At 58.5% G+C, this 17,985-nt stretch carries 19 protein-coding genes; 9 read left to right on the top strand and 10 right to left on the bottom strand.

Annotated features, from left to right (window positions below; genetic code table 11):
* The first annotated feature begins 2 nt into the window (after positions 1 to 2).
* From hpxX to hpxZ, 3 genes are read left to right on the top strand one after another with little or no spacing between them, the layout of a single operon-like run.
* Positions 3 to 191 carry an oxalurate catabolism protein HpxX gene (gene hpxX, locus ACZAHD_RS07875; protein ID WP_462456275.1) on the top strand — a complete coding sequence of 63 codons (189 nt, stop codon included), beginning with the start codon at positions 3 to 5 and terminating at the stop codon, positions 189 to 191.
* Positions 188 to 1,585, top strand: a complete 1,398-nt coding sequence (locus ACZAHD_RS07870) for an AtzE family amidohydrolase (RefSeq protein WP_462456274.1) — start codon at positions 188 to 190, stop codon at positions 1,583 to 1,585. The genes hpxX and ACZAHD_RS07870 overlap by 4 nt, the downstream gene beginning before the upstream one ends.
* Positions 1,582 to 1,968 carry an oxalurate catabolism protein HpxZ gene (gene hpxZ / locus ACZAHD_RS07865; protein WP_462456273.1) on the top strand — a complete coding sequence of 129 codons (387 nt, stop codon included), beginning with the start codon at positions 1,582 to 1,584 and terminating at the stop codon, positions 1,966 to 1,968. Before ACZAHD_RS07870 ends, hpxZ begins: the two co-directional genes overlap by 4 nt.
* Positions 1,969 to 2,002: 34 nt before the next feature.
* Here the strand turns inward: hpxZ and puuE are convergent, their stop codons facing one another.
* Genes puuE through ACZAHD_RS07850 form a run of 3 tightly spaced genes read right to left on the bottom strand, consistent with a single transcriptional unit; the run spans position 2,003 to position 4,411 of the window.
* A complete protein-coding gene (gene puuE / locus ACZAHD_RS07860) occupies positions 2,003 to 2,935 on the bottom strand; it encodes an allantoinase PuuE (protein WP_462456272.1) in 933 nt (310 codons plus the stop codon).
* Positions 2,936 to 2,945: 10 nt separating this feature from the next.
* Positions 2,946 to 3,695 (bottom strand): allantoin racemase, encoded by a 750-nt coding sequence (hpxA, locus tag ACZAHD_RS07855; protein ID WP_462456284.1) that lies wholly within the window; start codon positions 3,693 to 3,695, stop codon positions 2,946 to 2,948.
* Positions 3,695 to 4,411: a GntR family transcriptional regulator gene (locus ACZAHD_RS07850; RefSeq protein ID WP_462456271.1), complete on the bottom strand. Its 717-nt coding sequence runs from the start codon at positions 4,409 to 4,411 to the stop codon at positions 3,695 to 3,697. The genes hpxA and ACZAHD_RS07850 overlap by 1 nt, the downstream gene beginning before the upstream one ends.
* A 146-nt stretch (positions 4,412 to 4,557) precedes the next feature.
* Here ACZAHD_RS07850 and ACZAHD_RS07845 point away from each other — a divergent pair, with 146 nt between their 5' ends.
* Together ACZAHD_RS07845 and guaD are read left to right on the top strand one after the other, a co-directional pair.
* Complete coding sequence (locus ACZAHD_RS07845; protein WP_462456270.1) at positions 4,558 to 6,054, top strand: NCS1 family nucleobase:cation symporter-1; 1,497 nt, start codon at positions 4,558 to 4,560, stop codon at positions 6,052 to 6,054.
* Positions 6,055 to 6,163: 109 nt separating this feature from the next.
* Positions 6,164 to 7,480 (top strand): guanine deaminase, encoded by a 1,317-nt coding sequence (gene guaD / locus ACZAHD_RS07840; protein ID WP_462456269.1) that lies wholly within the window; start codon positions 6,164 to 6,166, stop codon positions 7,478 to 7,480.
* A 33-nt stretch (positions 7,481 to 7,513) separates the two neighbouring features.
* Here the strand turns inward: guaD and uraH are convergent, their stop codons facing one another.
* Positions 7,514 to 7,840 carry a hydroxyisourate hydrolase gene (gene uraH, locus ACZAHD_RS07835; RefSeq protein ID WP_462456268.1) on the bottom strand — a complete coding sequence of 109 codons (327 nt, stop codon included), beginning with the start codon at positions 7,838 to 7,840 and terminating at the stop codon, positions 7,514 to 7,516.
* Positions 7,837 to 8,337, bottom strand: a complete 501-nt coding sequence (gene uraD, locus ACZAHD_RS07830; protein WP_462456267.1) for a 2-oxo-4-hydroxy-4-carboxy-5-ureidoimidazoline decarboxylase — start codon at positions 8,335 to 8,337, stop codon at positions 7,837 to 7,839. Before uraD ends, uraH begins: the two co-directional genes overlap by 4 nt.
* A gap of 500 nt (positions 8,338 to 8,837) precedes the next feature.
* Here uraD and hpxO point away from each other — a divergent pair, with 500 nt between their 5' ends.
* Positions 8,838 to 9,992 (top strand): FAD-dependent urate hydroxylase HpxO, encoded by a 1,155-nt coding sequence (gene hpxO / locus ACZAHD_RS07825; protein ID WP_462456266.1) that lies wholly within the window; start codon positions 8,838 to 8,840, stop codon positions 9,990 to 9,992.
* Here the strand turns inward: hpxO and hpxR are convergent.
* Positions 9,989 to 10,906, bottom strand: a complete 918-nt coding sequence (gene hpxR / locus ACZAHD_RS07820; RefSeq protein ID WP_462456265.1) for a LysR family hpxDE operon transcriptional regulator HpxR — start codon at positions 10,904 to 10,906, stop codon at positions 9,989 to 9,991. The genes hpxO and hpxR overlap by 4 nt on opposite strands.
* 126 nt (positions 10,907 to 11,032) lie before the next feature.
* On the opposite strand from hpxR, the gene hpxD reads away from it, so the two are divergent.
* The 3 genes from hpxD (at position 11,033) to ACZAHD_RS07805 (ending at position 13,626) form a co-directional block, all read left to right on the top strand.
* A complete protein-coding gene (gene hpxD, locus ACZAHD_RS07815; protein ID WP_462456264.1) occupies positions 11,033 to 12,070 on the top strand; it encodes a molybdenum cofactor-independent xanthine hydroxylase subunit HpxD in 1,038 nt (345 codons plus the stop codon).
* Between the two features lie 13 nt (positions 12,071 to 12,083).
* A complete protein-coding gene (locus tag ACZAHD_RS07810) occupies positions 12,084 to 13,055 on the top strand; it encodes a PDR/VanB family oxidoreductase (protein ID WP_462456263.1) in 972 nt (323 codons plus the stop codon).
* A gap of 229 nt (positions 13,056 to 13,284) precedes the next feature.
* A complete protein-coding gene (locus ACZAHD_RS07805) occupies positions 13,285 to 13,626 on the top strand; it encodes a hypothetical protein (RefSeq protein ID WP_462456262.1) in 342 nt (113 codons plus the stop codon).
* Positions 13,627 to 13,827: 201 nt separating this feature from the next.
* Here ACZAHD_RS07805 and ACZAHD_RS07800 read toward each other — a convergent pair whose 3' ends face one another.
* The 4 genes from ACZAHD_RS07800 to ACZAHD_RS07785 form a co-directional block, all read right to left on the bottom strand.
* Positions 13,828 to 14,163, bottom strand: coding sequence for a hypothetical protein (locus tag ACZAHD_RS07800; protein ID WP_462456261.1), 336 nt, complete (start codon positions 14,161 to 14,163; stop codon positions 13,828 to 13,830).
* A 167-nt stretch (positions 14,164 to 14,330) separates the two neighbouring features.
* A complete protein-coding gene (locus ACZAHD_RS07795; RefSeq protein WP_462456260.1) occupies positions 14,331 to 15,353 on the bottom strand; it encodes an ABC transporter ATP-binding protein in 1,023 nt (340 codons plus the stop codon).
* The gene (locus tag ACZAHD_RS07790) at positions 15,354 to 16,928 is read right to left on the bottom strand and encodes an ABC transporter permease (protein WP_462456259.1); all 1,575 of its coding nucleotides are present in this window, start codon (positions 16,926 to 16,928) and stop codon (positions 15,354 to 15,356) included.
* Between the two features lie 24 nt (positions 16,929 to 16,952).
* On the bottom strand, positions 16,953 to 17,969 hold the full coding sequence (locus ACZAHD_RS07785; protein WP_462456258.1) for an iron ABC transporter substrate-binding protein: 1,017 nt from the start codon (positions 17,967 to 17,969) through the stop codon (positions 16,953 to 16,955).
* Positions 17,970 to 17,985: the final 16 nt, after the last annotated feature.

Here is a 17,985-nt window from a genome sequence, read left to right as displayed (position 1 = left end):
AGATGAAAGAGAGTGTAAACGACTGGCACGCTTATCTGGCGCAAATGGAACACCTGCTGGCGCTGGAACTGGACGACACTCGTCGCAGCGAACTTCAGCTACAGTTCAGTCGCATTGCCGCCATGGCCGGGCCGCTGATGGCCTTTCCCCTCGATGAACGTCTGGAGATTGCCGGAGTATACAAAGCATGACACTGACTGAGATGACGATTGCTGATATTCAGCGCGCGCTGGCCAATGGCGAGTTGAGCGCCAGAGAGATTGCCCGCCGCACCCTGGACGACATAGCGCAGGTTAACCCGCGAATTAATGCCTGGACGCAGATCACCGAAAGCCGGATGCTTGCCGAAGCTGACCAGATTGATGCGCTGCGTCGAACCCGTCAGCCGTTACCGGCGCTGGCCGGGGTCCCCTACGCGGTAAAAAATCTGTTCGATGTTGCCGGGGAAACGACCCTCGCTGGCGCCCAACTGTTCAGCGACCGCCCGCCTGCCGCCAACGACGGTTGGGCGGTGCGACAGATCTGCGCGGCAGGCGGCCTGCTAAGCGGAATGGTCAATATGGATGCCTACGCCTACGGGTTCACCACGGAAAACAGCCACTACGGCGCCACCCATAATCCGCACGATCTGCAGCGCATCGCCGGCGGCTCTTCCGGCGGGTCGGCAGCGGCGGTAGCCGCCGGGCTGGTGCACTTCTCTCTGGGCAGCGATACCAACGGCTCGATCCGCGTCCCGGCCTCCCTGTGCGGCATTTTTGGTCTGAAACCGACGTTTGGCCGCCTGTCGCGCGCAGGCAGCCATCCATTCGTCGCCAGCCTCGATCACATTGGCCCGTTTGCCCGTTACGTCGACGATCTGGCAGCGGTGTACGATGCCTTACAAGGACATGACCCCGGCGATGACGCCCAGGCGGACGAAGCCGTTGCCCCCACTCGCCAGCGGCTGGAACGCGGGGCGAATGGTCTGCGCTGCGCAGTGCTTGGCGGCTATTTCAGCGACTGGTGTGATAACGATGCGCGTGCCGCCGTGGCACGCGTGGCGCAGGCCCTTGAGGCGCGCGAAGAGCATGTTTTCCCCGAGGCGGAGCTTGCCCGTTCGGCGGCGTTTATCATCAGCGCCTCCGAAGGGGGGAATCAATATCTGCCGGCGCTGCGGCGTGAACCGGCACGCTTTGAACCGAACTCGCGGGAGCGTCTGCTGGCCGGGGCGATGATCCCGTCGGCCTGGTATCTTCAGGCGCAGCGTTTTCGCCGCCATGCCCGGGAAGCCATAAAATCGCTGTTTCACCATGTCGATGTGCTCATCGCCCCGGCGACGCCGTGCAGCGCAACCCCGATCGGCCAGCAGACAATGACGATCAATGGCGAGAATCTGCCCGTTCGCGCCAGTATGGGCATGCTCACCCAACCCATCTCGTTCCTCGGCCTGCCGGTGGTCACGGTCCCGCTGAGAACGGTATCCAACCAGCCCATTGGCGTGCAGTTGATTGCCGCGCCGTTTAATGAACTGGCCTGTCTGCGCGCCGCGCGCGCCCTGGAATATGCGGGCATCACTGAGGCCCGCCCTGCGGAGAAAGCAGTATGATCAATCAGGATAATATTAACCGGCCGCGCGTGCTGGCCGAGGTCACGGCCGCCTTTTACCGCTACGAAGAGGCGCTGATCAGCAACAACATTGCGGTGCTCGATGAGCTCTTCTGGCACGATAAACGAACGGTCCGCCTGGGGGCTGGCGAGAATCTCTACGGTATTGACGAAATTCGCGCCTTTCGCGCTGCCCGTCCCTCGGCGGGATTACAGCGCGAATTACGCCACACCGAGATCGTCACCTTCGGCGAGGATTACGCGATATGCAGCACCGAGTTCACCCGCGAAGGGAGTGAGCGGATCGGTCGCCAGCAGCAAACCTGGGTCCGTTTTCCCTACGGCTGGCGAATTGTCGCCGCGCAGGTCAGCCTGATGAGCTAACCCGGCGCTGAGCCGGGTTAGCGGGGAACACAAACTATTCCCGGAACGGATGGACTTCGCGCCAGTGCCCGGCTATCTGCTGGCGCGTACAGACCCAGACCCGCTCGTGCTGCTGCACATAATCGAGAAAACGCTGCAAGGCGCGAAAGCGACCCGGCCGGCCCAGCAGGCGGCAGTGCATGCCAATCGACATCATCTTCGGTGCATATTCCCCCTCTTCATACAGCACATCGAAGCTATCTTTGAGGTAGGTATAAAACTGCTCGGCGGTGTTGAAGCCCTGCGCGGTGGCAAAGCGCATGTCATTGGCGTCGAGGGTATAGGGGACGATCAGATGCGGCTTGCACGAACCGTCGCCGCACTGCACCTTAGTCCAGAAGGGTAAATCATCGCCATAGTAGTCGCTGTCGTAATCGAAACCGCCGTGTTCTACCACCAGCCGGCGCGTGTTGGGGCTGTCCCGTCCGGTGTACCAGCCGGTTGGCGGCTTGCCGAACAGGTCGGTTAAGACGTGCACCGCCTTGTGCAGATGCTCGCGCTCCATGTCGATATCCATATTCTGATAGTGGATCCAACGCCAGCCGTGACTGACCACATCGTAGTCGGCAGCTTTGATCGCCGCGACGATATCGGGGTGGCGCGCGAGGGCCATCGCCACGCCGAACACCGTCAGCGGCAGACCGCGCCGGCTGAACTCCTGATGGATGCGCCAGAACCCGGCGCGGCTGCCGTACTCATACAGCGAGTCCATCGACATATGCCGGTCCGGGTAGCTGGCGGCACCGATAATATCGGAGAGAAACTGCTCGGAACCGGCGTCGCCATGCAGAACGTGGTTTTCCGCCCCCTCTTCATAATTGAGGACGAACTGCACGGCAATGCGCGCCTGGTTCGGCCACTGCGCATGCGGCGGCTGACCGGCGTATCCTCGCAGGTCGCGAGGGTAATTCTGTGCTGCTGACGTCATCTCCCACCCCTTAAAGTGAAAATGTATTGAATGTCTGAAATTTACCGCTCAGATTTTTGGCTTCCGGGAACGCTAAATCCCCGCGTTTGCTGGTCGACAGACCCAGCGCCACCAGAGACTCCACCATTTTCACCGCCGCGCTGACGCCATCAATGACCGGCACCTGCAGTTCACGAGTCAGCTCCTGGGCCAGGGTGGCCATTCCGCCGCAGCCCAGCACGATGGCGCCGCAGCCGTCCTCTTTTAATGCCTGGATACAGCGCGCGCGCACCTTCTCCTGCGCCACACCGCTGCCGTCTTCCAGCGCCAGCACCGGTAGATCAATAGCGTGCAACCCGGCGCAGTGATCGTAAAAGCCATACTGATGCAACAGATGGCGAGCGATAATCAGGGTACGCGGCAGCGTAGTCACTATCGAAAAGCGCGTGGCCACCAGCGTGGCCATATGCATCGCCGCTTCGGCAATGCCAATCACCGGTCCCTGCGCCAACTCGCGGGCCGCCAGCAACCCCGGATCGCCAAAACAGGCGATCACGTGGCCGGAAACGCCCTGCTGTCGGCCGGCCTGAATCTGCTCCAGCACGCCGACGGCGGCAATGGCTTCATCAAAATGGCCTTCGATGGAAGGCACGCCTTCCCGTGCCGAGACCGCCACGATATCGGTCCCCGGCGCTGCCGCCATGCGGGCGGCGGTCGCAATGGTGTCGGTCATCCCGGCATTGGTATTGGGATTAATCACTTGTATACAAATAGCGGCCATCATAGCTCCTTGTCACCGGCAAAAAGCCGGGCAAAATCAGGCAGGCATTCACCAGCCCGCTCAAAGCAGAGGCTGGCAACAATATGTTCAAAATGGTGCGTTAACGCCGCACTCAGGGGCGACAACGCTTTTTCCCGTAGCAGTTGGACAAGCTGTTCGTGATCGTCGCAGCGGCAGCCCTGGCGCCACGGCGCGCCCCATGCGGCTATCACTAATGAAGAGCGCTGGCTCAGGCGAGTCACCATTTCGGTAAGGACCTGATTCGCGGAAATGGCCTGTAGCTGAATATGAAATTCGGCGGAAAAGCGAATCGCCGCCGGGCCATCGTAGGCTTCATGCGCCTGCTGCTCCTGGCGAATAATCGCCTCCAGCGCCGCCAGATGCGGTGGCTGACAGTGGGCAATCACATCGGGCAGATTCGCCACCTCGAGCAGCGCGCGAGTGCGGAAGATCTCCCTCGCCTCTTCCACCGTCGGGCTGGCGACCTGTGCACCACGTTTGGGCGTTAATGTGACCATTTGCACAGTATTGAGTCGTTGTAGCACCTTGCGGATCCCGGTGCGACTCACGCCGAAGACCTCTGCCAGAGCCTCCTCAGGCAACTTGCTGCCCGGCGGCAACTGATGTTCCACGATGGCGGTCATCAGGGCCTGATAGATAGATTCATCCTTGTCATGCAGCGCTGCTGCGGCCTGCAGACGGTTTTCATTACGCATTCATCCACTCCGGATTTTACTTTTCGATAGCCAATCGTATACACAAAATAAATTTATTGTATACAAGATTAACGATTTTGGCCTGAATCCTGCAACAGTCCCAACCAGTAACGTAAAAAGGTTTTTCATTCAGAGGAGCAGGTTTCATGCCAAACAGACAACATACCCATCAGGTTAAGGACGCTGACTCCACCGTCGGCTACAGTCCACGGCTGTGTAATGAGGATCTGGCGCCGACGCGCGACCAGAACTGGAGCTGGTACAACATCTTTTCTTTCTGGATGTCGGACGTCCATAGCATGGGAGGCTACGTGGTGGCGGCGAGCTTCTTTACTCTTGGACTGGCCAGCTGGCAGGTACTTCTCTGCCTGCTGGTGGGCATTTGTATCGTCCAGCTGTGCGCCAACCTGGTCGCAAAGCCGAGCCAGATGGCTGGCGTGCCCTATGCGGTCATCTGTCGTCAGGCATTTGGCGTCTTTGGCGCCAATATACCGGCGGTGATCCGCGGTCTTATCGCCTTCGCCTGGTACGGTATTCAGACCTATCTGGCGGCTAACGCGCTGATGCTGGTGTTGCTGAAGTTCTGGCCTTCGCTGGCGACATTCACCGAAGCCACCTTCCTTGGCCTGTCGCACCTCGGATGGCTCTGTTTCGCCACCATGTGGCTGCTACAGGCGATGGTCTTCTGGCACGGGATGAGCGCCATTAAGCGCTTTATTGATATCGCCGGTCCGGCGGTCTACGTGGTGATGCTGGCGCTGGCGGGCTGGATTGTATACAAAACCGGCTTTGACGGTATTTCCTTTACCCTGGCCAGCAAATCGCTGACCACAGGCGAACAGACCTGGCAGATGATCACCGCCACCGCGCTGGTGGTCTCCTACTTCTCCGGCCCGCTGCTGAACTTCGGCGACTTCTCGCGCTATGGCAAAAGCATGGGCGAAATCCGTCGCGGTAATCGCTGGGGTCTGCCGTTTAACTTCCTGCTGTTCTCAATCGTTACCGTGGTGATTGTCTCCGGCACCCAGTCGCTGTTCGGCCGTATGATCACCGACCCGATTGAAACCGTCAGCCGCGTGGGGAATGATCTGGCGGTCGCCATTGGCCTGCTGACGATGATTACTGCCACCATCGGGATCAATATTGTCGCCAACTTTGTCTCACCGGCGTTTGACTTCTCCAACTGCTCACCGCAAAAAATCAGCTTCCGTACTGGCGGCATGATCGCCGCGGTCGGTTCCATTCTGCTCACGCCGTGGAACCTGTTTAACTCACCGGAGTTGATTCACTATACGCTGGATGTTTTGGGCGCCTTTATCGGCCCGCTGTTTGGCATTCTGATTGTCGACTTCTACCTGATTAAGCGCGGCCAGGTGTCCGTCGACGACTTGTTTGATGACACTCCGCAGGGCCAGTACTGGTATCGCAACGGCTTTAACCCGAAAGCCATCGCGGCGCTGATCCCTTCGGTGGCGATCGGTCTGGTGATTAGCTTTATCCCGGCCCTGCATGAAGTGGCGAACTTTAGCTGGTTTATCGGCGTCTTCCTGAGCGGCGCGGCCTATCGCTGGATCGCTCGTGACGATCGCGCCCCTGCCGCCGCATCGCGTTTCGCCTCCCGCCCGATGACTCAGAAAGAGTAGCGTCCTCTCTTTTGCCGCGGCATCGCGCCGCGGCATGTCCCGTCCGCCAAACTGGCATTAAATTTGCTCGATATACCTGCCCTTATCTGGAACAAAGAAGGTTGTCTTGATGATTGAGTACCATACCGCCGTTCGCGGCGCCTTTTTCGATATCGCCACCCTCGCCGACAGCGCCGACGATATCGCTCGCCATGCGCGCTACCTTGATGATGGCGTGTTGTTTATCCAGCAGGGAAAAATTCAGGCGCTGCTGCCGTGGCGGGAGGGCGAGCAGTACCTGGATCCGCAAAAAGGCTACCTCGATCTGCGTGGGCAGCTGTTACTCCCCGGTTTTGTCGATGCCCACGTGCATTATCCGCAAACTGAGATGATTGGTGCCTTCGGCGAGCAGTTGCTGGAGTGGCTAACCACTTACACGTTTCCGGTGGAGAGTCAGTTTTGCGATGAAGAATATGCCGCAGAGATCGCGCAGTTCTTTATCAACCAGCTGCTGAGCCATGGCACCACTACCGCACTGGTATTTTGTACCCTGCATCCCGAATCTGTCGATGCGCTGTTTACCGAAGCCCTGCGGCTGAATATGCGCCTGCTCGCCGGTAAGGTGATGATGGACCGCCACACCCCGGACTATCTGAGTGAAACGGCGGAGCAGAGCTACTGGCAAACCCGGGAGCTCATTCAACGCTGGCACCATCAGGGCCGCCTCGGCTACGCCATCACGCCGCGGTTTGCCCCCACGTCGACGCCGGAGCTGCTGACAGCGGTTCAGCGCCTGCGGGAAGAGTTCCCGGACACCTGGCTGCATACCCACCTCAGCGAAAACCTCAATGAGATAGCGTGGGTGAAAAGCCTGTGGCCGGAGCATGAGCACTATCTTGATGTGTATCACCACTATCGCTTGACCGGCGAACGCAGTGTATTTGCCCACGGCATCCACCTGGCCGACGCGGAGTGGCAATGCCTGCACGAGACCGGCTCGGCGCTCGCCTTCTGCCCAACCTCAAACCTGTTTCTCGGCAGCGGCCTGTTCCGCCTGCCCACCAGTTGGCAGCGGAAGGTTCGTATCGGCATCGGCAGCGACGTCGGCGCGGGGACGACTTTCAGCATGCTCCGTACACTGGGTGAAGCCTATAAAGTGGCACAGTTGCAAAGCTATCGTCTGCGCGCCAGCGAAGCCTTTTACCATGCCACGCTGGGCGGCGCCCGCGCGCTGTGTCTTGATGAGAACATAGGCAACTTCCAGCCGGGAAAAGAGGCCGACTTTGTCGCCATCACCCCGGGGGTAACGCCGTTGCAGCGGCTGCGCCTCTCCCGCTGTCAGGATATTTATGAACAGCTGTTTGTCCTGATGACGCTGGGCGACGAACGCAATATTCATCAGACCTGGGTCAACGGCGAGTGCGTCTGGCAAAGAGAGGCGGAGTAAGCAAGCCCGGCAAGATGCCGGGCGTCGGTGCGCTCAGCTTCCCCGATAGGTTGACCAGCCGCCCGGAGCAATCAAGAACGGCAGATGGAAATGCTCATCTGCCTCCTCGGCAATCGCAAAATCAATCTGCGCGCACAGATACAGCGTCTCAAGGCCGCCGCGTGTGAACCAGTCGCCCGTCTCCGCCACCAGCCGATAGCGACCGGCGGCCAGCTTGCCCGCCGCCAGCGACGCGATACGGCCATTTTCATCCGTGATACCGCTGGCGATAGATTGCCCTCCCCGCAGCAGGTTGACCGCCACTCCCTGTGCAGGCTTTCCGCTGGAAATATCCAGAATATGGGTACTTAACGTATTCATTCGCCAATGGCTCCCGTTAGTCGTAATAAGGTAATTTCACGTAACTGCGCCAGCGCAAACTCTACCTCTTGCGCCGGGCTGTGGTTCAACCGTTGCGTCAGCGCCTGCAATATTTCCTCCCCGCTACGTCCTTTGGCGCGTATCAGGAATACCCGACCGAAGCGCGCTTCGTAGCGGGCGTTGCCCTCCGTTAACGCCTGGATGAGCGAGGCGTCGCGATCGTTGACCGCCGCCTGTTCCTGTCGCGACAGCGCGGCATGCCCGTCCCGGGCCGCGGGTTTTTCGCCAATGCGCGGATGCGCGCTCAGCGCCAGGTCCAGCTCTGGCTCGCCCCACGTCAGTGATTTCTCCTGCGCCACGGCGATCAGTGCTGCAAGGTTCGGATAGGGCCGGGCTTGCACCAGTGCCGTCACCCAGCCGTCTATCGCCACGCACGGTTCCAGCAGACGCGCCGCCTCGTCGGGAGGCAGTTGATTAAAATGGGTAAGCGGAATCATCGTCCCTCCTTGCCGCTGCCGGGCGTTGCCCGCGCGATATCGCGCTGCACAGGGTGGTCGCCAGTTGTTGGTCACGCAGGTGAAGTCCAGCGCGATTGCGCACTGTCCGGGCCGCAAACTGACGGTTGTTCTTGTTTTGCAATATCATCATTCCCCCGTTTCGCATAAACGTTGTCTGCACAGTGCACAAAGCAGGCCAGAGTGATGCCGTGGGTCGCGTACCAAGTGCGTAGTTTAATAACTAACTGTTTATTAAAGATAATCACCTCATATCGTCATCACGTGCCCGCTCAGGTGTTGTATGCTGCCGATGAAACATTCGATTCCACCATCCTCTATAAGAAATTTTTAGTTCATAAAAATGGCAGTTGCCACCCTTTGATGCACCGGATAGGTGCAAAATATCGCCAAATTGTCGCCGCAACGCCGATTTTGGTGCTTTGAGCAAGCTGGTACGCAAATTGCTCAACTCCTTCACGACGTAATATAAGGAGAACAGCATGAAAGCATTAGTGATTGGCGCCGGTATCGGCGGCCTGAGCGCGGCGGTGGCCCTGAAGAAGGTGGGAATCACCTGCGAGGTGTTTGAGGCGGTGAAAGAGATTAAACCGGTCGGCGCGGCGATCTCTATCTGGCCAAATGGCGTGAAGTGTATGAAAAATCTCGGTATGGGAGAGATCATCGAAACCTATGGTGGCCAGATGCACTTTTTAGCCTATAAAGAGCATCAGCACGGAGAAACCCTGACCCGGTTTAGCCTTGCTCCGCTGGTCGAACGCACCGGTGGCCGCCCCTGCCCGGTGTCACGCAGCGAGTTGCAAAGAGAGATGCTCGATTTTTGGGGGCGCGAGGCGGTACAGTTTGGCAAACGGGTGACCCATGCGGAAGAAAACGCCGACGGCGTCACCGTCTGGTTTACCGACGGGACCTCGGCCCAAGGTGATTTTCTGATCGCCGCCGACGGTAGCCACTCGGCACTGCGCCCCTACGTACTTGGCCATAAACCCGAACGCCGCTATGCCGGTTACGTCAACTGGAACGGACTGGTGGATATCGATGAGAGTATTGCGCCAGCGGATCAGTGGACCACCTTCGTCGGCGAAGGCAAGCGCGTCTCACTGATGCCGGTGGCGCATGGCCGTTTCTATTTCTTCTTTGATGTTCCGCTGCCCGCCGGTCTGGCCGAAGATCGGCATACCCTGCGCGACGATCTCAGCCGCTACTTCAGCGGCTGGGCGCCCGCGGTACAAAAACTGATTGCCGCCCTCGATCCGCAGACAACCAATCGCGTGGAAATCCATGACATTGAGCCCTTCGATACCCTGGTTCGCGGCAAGGTCGCACTGCTCGGCGACGCCGGACACAGCACGACTCCGGACATCGGTCAGGGCGGCTGCGCGGCGATGGAGGATGCGGTCGTGCTGGGCGATATTTTCCGTGAAAATCGCGAGATTGTTTCCGCGCTGCGGCAGTACGAAGCGAAGCGCTGCGCGCGCGTACGCGACCTGATCCTCAAGGCACGCAAGCGCTGCGATATCACACACGGGAAAGATATGGCCCTGACCCAGGCGTGGTATCAGGAGCTCAAAGAGGAGACTGGGGAGCGCATTATCAATGGCCTGTGCGAAACCATCCAGGGCGGTCCACTGGGCTAACCTCCCCCGACGGTCTGCATCTCCTCCATCACTGCGGTCAATTTTTGAATCGCCATTTGCGCCGGGCGGGACAGCTGGCGCGATGGCGCCGTACACAGCGCCAGCGTCAACGGCCGCAGCAGCTTATTGCGCAGCGGAATAAACGTCAGCTGGCCGCTTTTCACCTCATCCAGCACATCCAGCAGGCTCAGAATGGTCACGCCGCTGCCTTTCAGCACCAGCGATTTAATCAGCCGTATATCGTTACAGCTGATGCTGTTGGCCGGACTAAAATCATAATGGCGATAGAGCATGCCAACACGTTCGTGAACAATCAACGGCGCGCCTGGGACGATATGGCGCTGCTGGCTGAGCTCTCCCAAGGAGAGCGCGGCGGCATCAGCCAGGGGATTATCCGGGCGCATGATAACGCCCATTTCCAGTTCAACAAACGCCAGTACGCTCAGCCCCGCCTGGCCTTCCGGGTCAAGAATCAGGCCGAAATCGAGATCGGCCTGGCGGACTTTTTCACTGACCGTATGGCTGTCGGCCACCTGTAAAACCAGCTCCAGCCAGTCCCAGGTGCTGATGATATCGGCCAGCGCCGCCGCAAAGCTGCCCTCCACCAGCGCCTGCACCATGCCGACACTGACCGTTCCTCGCTTAAGTCCCTGCAGCTCATCAAACTTTTGCCGGGTCAGGCGAAACTCTTTTTGCCAGCGCAGCAGATTGTCATACAACAACTCGCCAGCCGTCGTCATCCGCAGCCCTTCTGGTAGACGTTCGAACAGCGGCGTCCCAAATGCCTCTTCGGCCTGCAGGATCTGACGATTAATCGCCGAAGCCGAAATATGCAGCTTTTCAGCGGCCCGACGCAGGCTGCCGCTGCGGGCGACTTCAGCAAAATAGAGCGCAAAACGCGAAAACGGACTCATACCTACCCTGTCCTCTTTTTTGCAACGGGTTAGTGAATTAATGCTGATGGATGTCAACACCCTAATATGACAACAATAAACTCACAACAATTAAACAAATGTATTTTGTGAGCAGGAAGGAAAATCATGAACAGAGCTACGCCAACGCCCCCCGCCCATTGCACTTTCGATCCTGAAGACTGGCTACGCCTGGCCCGCTGCTGGCATCCGATCGCCCGCTCCGAAGATATTGGTGCCGCGCCGGTAAAAGCCGTGCTGCTGGATGAACAGTTGGTTATCTATCGCATCAAAGGCCAGGTCGTGGTCGCACGCGACGTCTGCCCGCACCGCGGCGTGCCGCTGACACTGGGCTTCCATGATGAAGAAGGGATCGTTTGCCCCTATCATGGCCTGCGCTTCGGGGAAGATGGTCTCTGCAATCGCATACCCTCAAGCCCCGATCGACCGGTGCCAGCGAAGCTTAATCTCACCAGCTACGCGGTCGAAGAGCGCTACGGGCTCATCTGGACCTGCCTGGCTTTCGATGCGGAAAACCCGATGCCGTTGCCCACCATGCCCCACTGGGACGATGAGGGCTTTCAGCAGATCAACTGCCCGGCCTTTGAAGTCAACGGCTTTGCCGGTCGCCAGGTCGAGGGATTTCTCGATGTTGCCCACTTCGCCTGGATCCATACCGACACCTTTGCGGATCCTGATAATCAGGTAGTTCCCGACTATACCCCGCAGGAGACGCCTTTTGGCTTCATCGCCGATTACTGGAGTTCGGTCGGCAATTACCCGGCCAGCTCTGAATTTCGTGCGCCGGACGGCTTCCAGTGGTTGCGTCATTTTGAGATGCACCTGCCCTTTACGGCGACTCTGACGATCCATTTCCCCGGCGATGCCCGGCTGGTCATCATGAATGCCGCGTCGCCGGTATCATCGCGGGTGACCCGAATGTTTGCCCCCATTGCGCGCAATTTTGACCTGCATGTGCCGGTTGAAGAGGTGCATGCCTTCAACCTTCGCGTGTTCGAAGAGGACCGTCTGATGGTGGAGACCCAGCGTCCAGAAAGGTTGCCGCTGGACTTAACGCTTGAAGCGCATATTCCCGCCGATCGCAGTTCAATCGCCTATCGTCGTAGCCTGAAAAAAATGGGCTTTGGTGAGTTTTTCCTGGTGTAAGGGGAGAAGAAAGATGAGTGACGTACTGAAGGTCGTTGTCGATGGCCTGTGGCGCGAGGGGGACAAAAGTCTCGCCATCAGATTGTTAGCCCAAGACGGCAAACCGCTTCCCGGCTGGCTGCCGGGGGCGCATATTGACGTTCACCTGCCCTGCGGAATAATTCGCCAGTATTCGCTTACCGGTCCCCACGGTGAAGCGGGCGCCGACGCTTATCTGATCTGCGTTAGCCGGGAGAACGCTTCCCGCGGCGGGTCACGGTATATCCATGAGACGCTGCGCCCGGGCCAGACGCTGCTTATCTCCCCGCCGCGCAATCTGTTTGCCCTGCGGCCTGCGCAACGGGTAACGCTCCTGGCCGCCGGCATTGGCATCACGCCGCTGTACACCATGGCGCTGCATCTCGAAGCGGCGGGTACGCCATTTGAGCTGCATTATTACGTTAAACGTCGGGAAAATGCGGCCTTTGTGGGCGAAATGGCAAAAATCATCAGTCGTGGTACCTGCGTGGTCCATTGTTCAGACGAAGGACAAAGTCCGCGTGCGTCGTTAGCCGATACGCTGGGTGATGCGTGCGCCGACCACCATCTGTATCTCTGCGGCCCGTCGGGTTTTATGGATACCGCCCGGCGGATCGCGGTGGAGAAAAACTGGCCCGAGGTGCAGATTCACAGCGAAGCATTCCAGCCCCTGAAGGCCACCACGACCGCCCATCAGGATACGTTTACCGTCACCCTGGCGTCATCGGGCGAGACGTGGCCGGTGCCGGGCGATAAAACCATTGCCCAGGTGCTTCAGGAAAATGGCGTCGCCGTGCCGCTCTCCTGTGAAATGGGGATGTGCGGCGCCTGCCTGACACCGCTGATGGCCGGTCAGGCCGATCATCGTGATACGGTTCAGTCTGAGGCCGAGAAATCCGCTGCCGTGCAACAGATAGCCCTGTGCTGTTCCCGCAGTCGCTCGGCAAACTTACTGATTGATTTGTAATTGTTGACCTCTCCGGGGTCTGATGATCGCGCGCAGCAGGATCTCAGACGCCGGAACTTTCCCTCCCCCGCGCATATCACTTTCAAATAAAACTCATTACAATCAATAAGATCTTTGATTATGCCATTCATCCATAATTAAGATAAAAATTATTCATTTCCTTTCTGAATCAATCATTGCCATATTTGTATGACAAATAACACCACAGCGAACGAGCCGCGACGATATCATGGCAGCGACACTACAAGAGAAACAGATTCAGGCGCAAAATCTGCAGGAGCGGGGATTATTGCGCCGGGCCTTAGCTCTCTGGAACGAAATAGCGCGAGACGGCGACAGCGAGCTGACGCCGGTAGCCCGACACAAACAACAGGAGATTGCCGCCTTGCTGGAGCAGCAAAAAGTTGAGAAAGAGGCCGCGAAATATCACTGCCGATCACATATCGACGCCGATCGGGAATGCATTCTGGCGCATCTGCGTAACGGTATGAAACCGCGGGAAATTGAAGGGTTAACGCTGCGTTCCAGCGCGTTTATCTACAGCTGCAAAAAACTGCTGTCCGGAAAATAACCACACGTGGCGACGATAGTTGACCAGCTTTCTGGATATTGCAGCCTCTGCCGCCGTTTCCAGACAGGTGTTCAGGATCCCCCGAAACACCAATCATAATATGGAGTTGTATCCGAAATTTTGCCAGCCAGCTATTGGCTGGCTTTTTTCGCCTCCCCATGCGGCCGTTGCGGCTGACTTTCCCGGACATTTTTCATTTAGCTACCGGGCGTATCTGGCCTTGTTATCTTCGTACAGCGCGTTAAAAACTGGCTCCATTCCCGCCAGCATCGTCTCACGTTTTTCCTGCCGCTGGATACGCTCCTGCACCGACTGCAATGCCCGCGTCTCCGTCAGGTTACGGTGAAACGTTTCGCGCTGGGCGACGGCATCGCCTCCACCTCTTTTTTCACCGCCTGCAGACATGCGCAGTAGTCGCACTTCACCGATAGCAAAGAGGAAGTGAGTGGTATCTGATGCATATTTTTTCAGTTGTTCAGTGGCCCCGGGTAACGTGTAAAGGATGGGTGAATGACGGCTCACATTAAGAGAACTCAAGGACTAACGCCAGCATGCCGGCGCGGAAGCGCGGCGAGAATAGCGGGTATGAATCCGGAAAGCGCATTCCTGGCCGCCTGAGCGTGCGCCCCGAGATGATTTCATCCCCGTCACGGTCGCCAGTAGAATAAATGACGCCAGAAACATCCTGGCGTCATTTCCGTGTATTAAGGCATGAATACCCGCCCTTTGCCGCTGACCTCAATATGTACCCGCCGACCTGGCGTCCAGTCCGCCCGACTGACGGTTTTCAGGGTCAACGTCTGCTGCGCGATCGCCAGCGTTAAGGTCGACAGATGGCCGGAAAAATCGACGTCGACGATAGTGACGGCACTCTCCTCATTCTGGCACGGCGTAATCATCAACTGTTCCGGGCGCAGCATGACCCGCCCCTGCCCCGTGGCGTCGTCATTATCGGTAAGCAGCACGCCAATCGCGCACTGCGCCCGTCCGCCCTCAAGCTCGGCGGGCAGCACCAGCGCATCGCCAAGAAACAGCGCCGTGGTTTCATCGGCGGGCCGCGAATAGACCTCAAACGGGGTACCCACTTGGGTAAAGCGCCCCTGACGCATAACCGCGACCTGGCTGGCAAACGACAGCGCTTCATGTTGATCGTGGGTCACCAGAATCGAGGCGACGCCAGCCTGAGCAAGCAGGTCTGCCGTCGCCTTTCGCGTGGCGGCGCGCAGGCCGGTGTCAAGAGCGGAAAAGGGTTCATCCAGCAGCATCAGCGATGGCTGCTGCGCCAGCGCCCTGGCAAGGGCCACGCGCTGCTGCTGGCCGCCGGAAATTTCATGCGGCCAGTGCGCGGCCAGTTGGCCATCCAGTGACACCATCTCCATCAATGCCGCAACCCGATGCCGCTTCTCCTGCCGGGAACAATCCAGGCCCCAGGCAATATTGTCGGCGACGTTAAGGTGCGGGAACAAGGCCCCTTCCTGCGGGACAAAACCGATGCCGCGCTGATGGGCGGGAATAAAAACCCCCTCATCAAACAGCGTTTTGCCCTGCATCACGATGCGCCCGGCATCCGGCGTTTCAAACCCGGCAAGAATACGCAGCAGCGTTGTTTTTCCCGAGCCGGATGGCCCTACGATGGCCGTACGGCTGCCGGGGGCCACCGACAGACAAAGGTTATCCAGCACCTGAATATCGGCAAAAGATTTTGCGATAGCGGTTAATTCCAGCATTTACAAACCTGCAATTTTTTTCGACTGGTGATAGAGCACACCGGTCAACGGTAGAGAAATCGCGATCATCAGCATCGCGTAGGGCGCCGCAGCGACATAATCTATCTCGCTGGTTAAGGCCCAAAAGCCGGTGGCCAGCGTGCGGGTTCCCAATGGTGAAAGCAGCAGCGTCGCGGTCAGTTCGTTGCTGACACCGAGAAAGACCAGAGCGGCCCCGGCCGTCGCGCCCGGCGCGGCGAGACGCAGTGTGATGCTCCACAGCGCTCGCACCGGACTTCTTCCCAGACTCCGCGCAACGTTTTCCAGTTCCACCGGCGCCTGAGCGATTCCCGCGCGAAGGTTGATCAGCGCGCGAGGCATAAACATCAATAGGTAGGCCGCAAACAGCGTCACTTCGGTCTGATAGATGGGCCGGGCGTAGTGAATGGTCACCGTGACCAACGCCAGTGCGGTCACGATTCCCGGCAGCGAGCTGGTTATGTAATTGCACCCTTCAAGCAGGCGAAACAGACGATGCGGATAGCGAATCCCCAGCCAGGCGATGGGGATTCCGCAAGCGGTCGTCAGCAACGCCCCGCTGGCCCCCAGCATGACCGTCTGGCGAAGTGAGAGCCACAGATCGGCGTTCATCCAGTTCCCGAGTCCCCCCAACCAAAGCCAGCGGCACAGCACCATCAGCGGTACCCCCAGCGCCAGCAGCACCAGCACGCACAGCAGCGACTGCGCAGCGAGAGTCGCCATCACGTTCATGTGTTTGCGTTTTTGCTCGCGCGCGGCCCCGGCACCAATACGGGCATAACGCGCTTTCCCCCGTGTGATGCTCTCCAGCAGCAGAAAAGCCAGGCAGCACAGCGCCAGCACGCCGGCCAGCATATTGGCCGCCGGACCGCTGAACGTGGACTGGAACTGGTCATAGATAGCGGTCGTAAAGGTGTCGAAACGGATCATCGCGTACAGGCCGTATTCCGCCAGCAGGTGCAGCGCCACCAGCAGCGCGCCGCCGCAAATGGCCAGCTTCAGCTGCGGTAACACTACGCGGAAAAAAACCTTCCACGGCGGCGTGCCCAGCGAGGCGGCAACGTCTTCCAACGTCGGATCCAGGCGGCGAAGCACCGCCGCTACCGGCATATAGATAAAAGGATAGTAGGCAAGCACCGAGAGGAACACGCCTGAGGAGAGGCCGTGCATCGATGGCACCGCGCTGACCCAGGCATAACTCTGGACAAACGCTGGAATCGCCAACGGGGCAACCGCCAGCGCTGACCAGACCTGCCGTCCCGCCAGGGTCGTGCGTTCGGTCAACCACGCGACCACCACGCCGAGCGCAATACACGCCGGGACGGTCAGGGCACTGAGCCACAACGTATTACTGAGCAGTTCCCCGACGCGCGGACGGAATACCAGCGCCTTAATCGTCGCCCATCCGGTATCAATACCCACGGCAATCACAAAACCCGGCGGGAGGAGCGCTAATAATGAAAACAATACCGCTAGTGCAACCATCGGAAATGCAGGACGCCTGCGCTCAGGCAGGCGTCGTACTTTTTTTCCGAGTGTAAGACTCAGACCAGACATAAGGTATTCACTTCACCGGAGGGATCACAGCAGGCCAGCTTGCGTCATCAGTTCGATAACTTTTTTGCTGTTCAGCGAAGATGGCTCGACTTTCGGCGCATCCAGCGCCTTCAGCGGCGTCAGTTTCGGGTTAGAGGCAGCATCAACGCCCACGGCATATTCAAATGCGTTATTGGTTCTCAGTTCATCCTGACCCTGTTTGCCGGTGATCCACTTGATGAAGGCCTGAGCCTGCTCCTGATGTTTGCTGGAGGCCAGCACGCCACCGCCGGAGATGCTGACGAAGGCACCCGGATCCTGATGTTTGAAGTAATACAGTTTGGTGTTTTTGCTGTTCTCACCGGTTTTGGCCTGATCGACAAAGCGGTAGTAATGGTAAATCACCCCGCCATCAATTTGCCCGGCATTGACCGCCTTCATCACGGTGCTGTTGCCTTTATAGGCCACGAAGTTGGTTTTCATCGCTTTGAGCCAGTCTAGCGTAGCTTTCTCGCCCTTCAGCGCCAGCATCGCGCTGACAATGGCCTGGAAATCAGCGCCCGATGGCGAAGCGGCCCAGCGCCCTTTCCATTCCGGTTTCGCCAGATCCATCAGAGAATGCGGCAGTTGAGATTCGCTGATCTTTTCCGGGTTATAGACAAAAACGGTGCTGCGCGCAGCGATGCCAATCCAGCGACCGTGCTCAGGGCGGAATTCCGGTGCCACCTGGCTTAAGGTGTCGGCGTTAAGCGGCGCGAATAATTTCGCATTATCGACCAGGACCATTGACGGGGAATTTTCCGTCAGGAAAACGTCAGCCGGCGAAGCCGCGCCTTCCTGCACCAGCTGATTTCCCAGCTCGCTGTCGCCGCCGTTACGCAGAGTCACTTTGATACCGGTTTCTTTGGTAAAGCCATCCACCCATGACTTGACCAGATTTTCATGCTGTGCGTTATAGACAACAATGCCTTCACCGCTTTCGGCCGCCAGGACCTGAGGGGCAAGGAACACAGAAGCTGCGACGAGTGCGGCGGAGCAGTAAGACGACAGGCGAAAATTCATGTGCTAATCCTTAGTA

It is taken from the genome of Raoultella sp. (assembly GCF_039594335.1).
GTDB lineage: Bacteria > Pseudomonadota > Gammaproteobacteria > Enterobacterales > Enterobacteriaceae > Klebsiella.
This window is presented reverse-complemented; position numbering and strand designations above follow the sequence as displayed.